The organism is Reyranella sp. (assembly GCF_050185545.1).
Classification (GTDB): domain Bacteria; phylum Pseudomonadota; class Alphaproteobacteria; order Reyranellales; family Reyranellaceae; genus Reyranella.
In genome coordinates, this window is record NZ_JBFWZI010000305.1 from 1 (window position 1) to 5,644 (window position 5,644).

4 protein-coding genes are annotated in these 5,644 nt (G+C 70.5%); 2 read left to right on the forward strand and 2 right to left on the reverse strand.

Annotated elements, in window-relative coordinates:
• Positions 1-264 precede the first annotated feature (264 nt).
• Positions 265-981, reverse strand: coding sequence for a hypothetical protein (locus tag AB7O82_RS36770; protein ID WP_428554812.1), 717 nt, complete (start codon positions 979-981; stop codon positions 265-267).
• Between the two features lie 192 nt (positions 982-1,173).
• On the opposite strand from AB7O82_RS36770, the gene AB7O82_RS36775 reads away from it, so the two are divergent.
• Entirely contained in the window at positions 1,174-2,520 is a 1,347-nt protein-coding gene (locus AB7O82_RS36775) for an NAD(P)/FAD-dependent oxidoreductase (protein WP_428554815.1), read from the forward strand.
• A 724-nt stretch (positions 2,521-3,244) separates the two neighbouring features.
• Entirely contained in the window at positions 3,245-4,561 is a 1,317-nt protein-coding gene (locus AB7O82_RS36780) for a histidine-type phosphatase (RefSeq protein ID WP_428554817.1), read from the forward strand.
• Positions 4,562-4,633: 72 nt separating this feature from the next.
• Here the strand turns inward: AB7O82_RS36780 and AB7O82_RS36785 are convergent, their stop codons facing one another.
• Entirely contained in the window at positions 4,634-5,590 is a 957-nt protein-coding gene (locus AB7O82_RS36785) for an ABC transporter substrate-binding protein (RefSeq protein WP_428554819.1), read from the reverse strand.
• Positions 5,591-5,644 lie beyond the last annotated feature (54 nt).

Below are 5,644 nucleotides of genomic sequence, written 5' to 3' on the forward strand. Positions count from 1 at the left end.
GGACTGGCTCGGTCCTGGCAGGATACGACATTCGGGCCGTCGCCCGTGGGCCAACCCCCACGCCGCTCACCTACTCAGGTCTGGAAAAGGTACAGGAGTCGGCGTCTTCGCCGACGGAGGGGTCATGACTCATGCGGACCGCGGGCCTCCCGCCCCCTCATGCCTCATGACCATGAGCGGGCGGGACGCCCGCGGTCCAAGACCATGACCCCTCAGTTGCCGTATGATGGCGACACCTCCCCGGCGGAGCCGGGGAGGAGAAGATCACCGCAGCGGCGGCCCCTCGGATTGCCAGCGGTCGAACAGCGCCGCGCGCTCGCGCTCGGCGCGCTCGGTGGCCATCAGGATGAGGCCGAAGGTGACGATCAGCATGCAGGCCGTGGTGATGTAGACGGTGTAGTTCTGGATGGTCCGGCCGACCGCCGAGTCGACCACGCCGGCAAACTGCAGCACCACGGCGACGGTCCGCGCGACACGGACCACGGCGATGCCGGCAAGCGCCCCGGCGGCGACGATCCGGCTGTACAGCCTGTCGGTGCGGCCGAAGCGCCAGGTCTCCCAGGCAGCGGCGCCCGACAGCAGGCAAATGAAGATGGTGCGCAAGCCGGACTGCATCAGCCGGCCGCCGCCCAGCTGCCAGGAAGCGAACGACAGCACGGTGAAGACCGCGCACACCACCGCCGCCTCGATCACCACGCGGTCGGGGCCGATGCGGCGGTCGTTGAAGCGCCGCAGGCTCATCCACATCATGGCGAAGCCGCCGACGAACAGCAGGTCGGCGGTGAAGATCAGCCAACCCGGCGTGTACTCGGCGCGCTGGCCGTAGAGCACAAGGGCGAGCGTGGTGAGCACCAGGGCGAAGGTCCACGGCCGGAGCCCCGGCGCATCGCGATGGTAGTACCAGGTGAGCAGCGACACTGCCGCGCTCGCCGCCAGGACGACGATGCTCACGAGATTGATGACGACGGGATCGAGCGACATCGGACGGGCATTGTAGCGTCGGCCGCACGCGATTTCATGATCATCCGGACCGCGGGCGTCTCGCCCGCTCTTCTCATGGATCTCATGACAAGAGCGGGCGACCTTCGGCAAGCTCAGGGCAGGCTGCCCGCGGTCCGGAAGACGTGGTTCCTCCCGGTTGCCCGCCCGCGGCGCCGTCCATAAGGTTTGCCCATGGCCGATTCCGTGTTCCACAAGGACTTCAAGGCGATGCCGTGGTGGTGGGAATGGTGGCATCCCACCAACGCCCTGTCGCAGGATCCGCCGCGCAAGACCGAGGTGCTGGTGATCGGGGCGGGCTATGGCGGCCTGTCGACGGCGCTCGAGCTCGCCCGCTCGGGCGTCGAGGTGACGGTGCTCGAGCGCGGCGCCTTCGGCGTCGGCGCCAGCACGCGCAACGGCGGCGGTGTGAGCGGCGGCACGACGCTGGGCAAGGGCTTCTCCGGCAAGGGCGCGGGCGGCGATCCCGAGGGCTGGAAGCGGGTGATGGCGCGCATGCTCGCCGATGCCGCCGATTCGCTGGCCCAGGTCGAGACGGTGATCCGGCGCGAGGGCATCGAGTGCCACTGGCGCATGACCGGCCGCTTCAGCGGCGCCTTCACGCCGCGCCACTACGCCGAGCAGGCGGCCAGGGTCGGAACCTACAACGAGGGTGCCGCGCTCGGCACCTACATGGTGCCGCGCGAGCGGCAGCGCGAGGAGATCGCCTCCGACTATTACTACGGCGGCATGGTGGTCGAGCGCACCGGCCAGCTCCATCCGGCGCTCTACTACGGCGGCCTGCTCGCGGCGGCGCAGCGCGCCGGCGCCAGGCTGTGCGCCGAGTGTGACGCCGAGCGCATCGAGCGCAGGACGGGTGGCTTTCGCGTGCTGACCAGCAAGGGCGCCATCGAGGCGCGCGAGGTGGTGGTCGCGACCAACGGCTATACGACGGATTTGACGCCGACGCTCAGGCGCCGGCTGGTGCCGGTGGCGAGCCACATCATCGCCACCGAGGAGCTGCCCGAGGACCTGGTCAGGAGCCTGATCCCGAAGTACCGCGTGGTCAGCGATACCAAGCGGGTGCTGTGCTACTACCGGCAATCGCCCGACAGCAAGCGGGTGATCTTCGGCGGGCGGGCGCGCTTCACCCAGGTCTCGCCGGAAGTGAGCGCCCCGGTGCTGCATCGCTACATGGTCGAGCGCTGGCCGCAGCTCGCCGGCACGAAGGTGACTCACGCCTGGACCGGCAACGTCGCCTTCGCCTTCGACTATCTGCCGCACATGGGCACGGCGAAGGAGGGCCGCGAGCAGGGCGTGCACTACCTGATGGCGTGCAACGGCTCGGGCGTCGCCATGATGAGCTATCTCGGCTACCAGACGGCGCGCAAGATCGTCGGCGGCTCCAATGCCCCGGCCAACGCCTTCGACGAGCGAGACTTCCCGACCGTGCCGTTCTACTCGGGCAATCCCTGGTTCCTGCCCCTGATCGGCGCCTGGTACCGCACCCGCGACTGGTGGGACCGGACGAGGGCGGGGTGAAGGTCATGGCTGGGAGGGCGATGGTGGCTGGGAGCGCGATCGGGCGCTGGGAGCGCGCCACTCCGATGGCGCTCATGGGCTGTGCGATCGCGAAGAAGAGCGCCATAGGAGTGGCGCGCTCCCGGCGTTGGACCGCAGTGGGGTGATTCGTGCGCGGCGTTCTGCTGGAGCGGGTTGACGTCGCGTAAATCCCGGCTAGCGTGGCAGAGGCAGGCGACGACCCGTCGCCGGCGACGGCGCAGCATCAGGGAGGATGGATCATGCGCAAGCACGAGGGTATGGCCGAGGTTGCGTGCGAGCGCTTCGGTGCCCGCGGCACGCGGGCCGGTCGGATGCCCGCCGCGCCGGCGAGCGAAGCCGATGCCGCACGCCCGACTGACGCAAAAGGCCCGACTGACGCAAAACCGCATTCGACATCTGCTTTTGCGTCAGTCGCAAGTCTTTGATTTCCAAGGGGCACTGACGCAAAGTCGCAAAAGACGCAATATCGGACCGCGGAAAGTTCCCGAGGAGCTCTCTTCCTCACGCCTCGCCGATGATGCGCAGGCGCTTCGGCGGGTGCTCGAAGGACATCGCCAGGTGGCGCGAGAGCGGGCTTCGCTGCGAGGCCACGCTGCGCGGCGAAGCCACGCTGCGCGACGAAGCAGCGCTTCTACCGTCGGCCTGTCGCATGAGGTAGGGTCGGGCGCCGCGTGGGTAAGTCGGCCAAGCCTGGAAAGTACGAATGAAGCGTCGTCATTTGGGGATCATCGTCATCGCCGCCGTGCTGGCCGCCTTCTCGCCGGCCGCCGTCTCGCCGGTCCGGGCGCAGATCCTGCCGATCCCGCCGGGCTGGCAGATGGAGCGGGCGGTGCTCGTCAGCCGGCACGGCGTGCGGGCTCCCTTCCTGACCAACGTCGAGCTCGACAGCCGGTCGGCGAGCCCGTGGCCAACCTGGCCGGTGCCGCCGGGCTTCCTGACGCCGCGCGGCGAGGAGCTGTTGCGCCTGATGGGCCGCTACTACCGGGTGCTCTATGGCGGGCGCGGTCTGGTGCAGTCCGACGATTGCCCGCCGCGCGGCACGGTCTCGGCGTGGGCCGATCTCGACCAGCGCACGCGGGCGAGTGCGGTGGCGCTGCTGACCGGCATGTATCCGCGCTGCCCGACCCTCAACGTGCGCAACCAGGACGATCCGACGGTGCCCGATCCGCTGTTCCATCCGCAGCCGACCGCGAGCTGCCCGATGGACGGGGCGGCCAACCGCGCCGCCGTGCTGGCGCGGATCGGCGGCAACTTCGACTCGGTGCAGCGCGAGTACGCCCCACAGCTCACGCTGATGCAGCAGACGCTCTGCCCGACGTCGCTCGCCGGCGGCAAGGCCTGCGGCCTCGCGACCGGGCAGCCGGGCCTCGAGAGCCGGCCCGACGGCACGGTTCGTCTCACTGGCTCCCTAGGCTTCGCCTCGGCCGCGGCGGAGACCTTCGCCATGGAGGACGCCGAGGGGATGCAGGTCGCCTGGGGGCGGCTTGCCGGCGAGGCTGAGCTCCAGGACCTGCTCAAGCTCCATCGCCTCGAGGTCGACCTGGTCGACAAGACGCTGCCGCTCGCCCGCCAGCACGGCTCCAATCTCCTGAACCAGATCGTCGCCACGCTGCAGGACGGCCACGACTTCCCCGGCCAGCCGCGCATCGCCGAGCCGGTGCGCTTCGCGCTGCTGGTCGGCCACAGCACCAACCTCGCCAACCTGTCGCGCCTGCTGAACATCGGCTGGCAGATCGCGGGCTTCCAGCCCAACCAGCTGTCGCCCGGTGGCGCGCTCGCCTTCGAGCTCTATCGCGAGGTGCGGACCGGCCAGCGCTACGTGCGGCTGGCCTACTATGCGCAGACCATGGCGCAGATGCGCGGGCGGATCGTGCTCGAGGCGACCCAGCCACCCGGCATGACCGCCGTGGCGCTGCCGGCCTGCGCTGCCGACGAGCGCGAGAAAGCCTGTCCGGTCGAGCGCTTCGTCGAGATCGCCCGGCAGGCGATCGACCCGGCCTGCGTCAGCGTCAAGCCGTAGAGCCTGTTCCGCCCGGCCGCCATCACCCGGGCGGAAGGCCGTGCTCCGGTATCGCTGCGAATCCGGAGCAGCTCACGTCCGATCCGATCGGCTCTCGTGCGGCTCGATTGGATCGGACGCGGCTCTGCCGGCGATGGCACGGCGGGCGAGCGTGGTGTCGACGCAGGTCTCGTAGGCGACGTCGCGGCCGAGCGTGCCGTGGGCGCGCATCGCCGCATGCAGCCAGTCGTAGCCTTCGCGGCGGATCAGCGGATCGGCTCCCCACAGGCCGAGGGCGCGGTAGCGGGCGATCGCGGCGGCGAACAGCGCCGGCGCGACGTCGGGGAAGTAGCCCGCCAGCAGGCGCGCGATCTCGGCCGGCGGCACGGCCGCGAACCAGGATAGCGTGCGATGCATGCCGATGGTCATGGCGAGCAGCTCGTCCTGGCGCGTCTCGAGGGTGGCACGGCGCGTCACCAGGGTGGTGTAGGCGGTGAGGCCGCGTGTCGCGGCGGCGTACCAGACATGACCCACGCCCGCGGCGATCAGCGCCTCGGCATGGGGCTGGAAGAGCTGGGCGGCGTCGAGCGTGCCGGCGCGGATCACCCGGGCGTTGTCCGCCATCGCGGGTCCGATGAGCGGCTCGAGGCGATCGGGGTCGATGCCGGCCAGGCGCAGATCGTGGGCGAGGCATATCCACGGCGTCGGCACCTCGGCTACCGCGGCGAAGCGCAGGCGGGCGAGGTCGGCGAGCTTGAAATCTGGCCGCGGTCTGGCGCCGATGACGAAGAACGGGTCGCGCGCCACCACGTCGGCGAAGCAGACGAGGTCGGCGCCCGGCTCGCTCGCGTGCACGATCATGACGCGCAACGGCCCGCCCCACATCACGTCGGCCTCGCCCGCGCGCAGCGCCGCCGCGGCCGCCCGCGGGCTGGGCGAGGGCCGCAGGATCACCTCGACGCCGGCGTCGCGAAAGGCGCCGGTCGCCAGGGCGGCATAGAACGGCGCATAGAACAGGGCGCGGAAATTCTCGCTGAGGACGATCGGCACGGCGGTCGGACTCCTTCGGCGCGCGGCACGACGGGGCGCCGCGGCTCATGCTCT

Bases quoted from the DNA above. Each gene is read 5' to 3' on its own strand.
- AB7O82_RS36770 (WP_428554812.1), bottom strand. From the start codon at position 981: ATGTCGCTCGATCCCGTCGTCATCAATCTCGTGAGCATCGTCGTCCTG.
- AB7O82_RS36775 (WP_428554815.1), top strand. From the start codon at position 1,174: ATGGCCGATTCCGTGTTCCACAAGGACTTCAAGGCGATGCCGTGGTGG.
- AB7O82_RS36780 (WP_428554817.1), top strand. From the start codon at position 3,245: ATGAAGCGTCGTCATTTGGGGATCATCGTCATCGCCGCCGTGCTGGCC.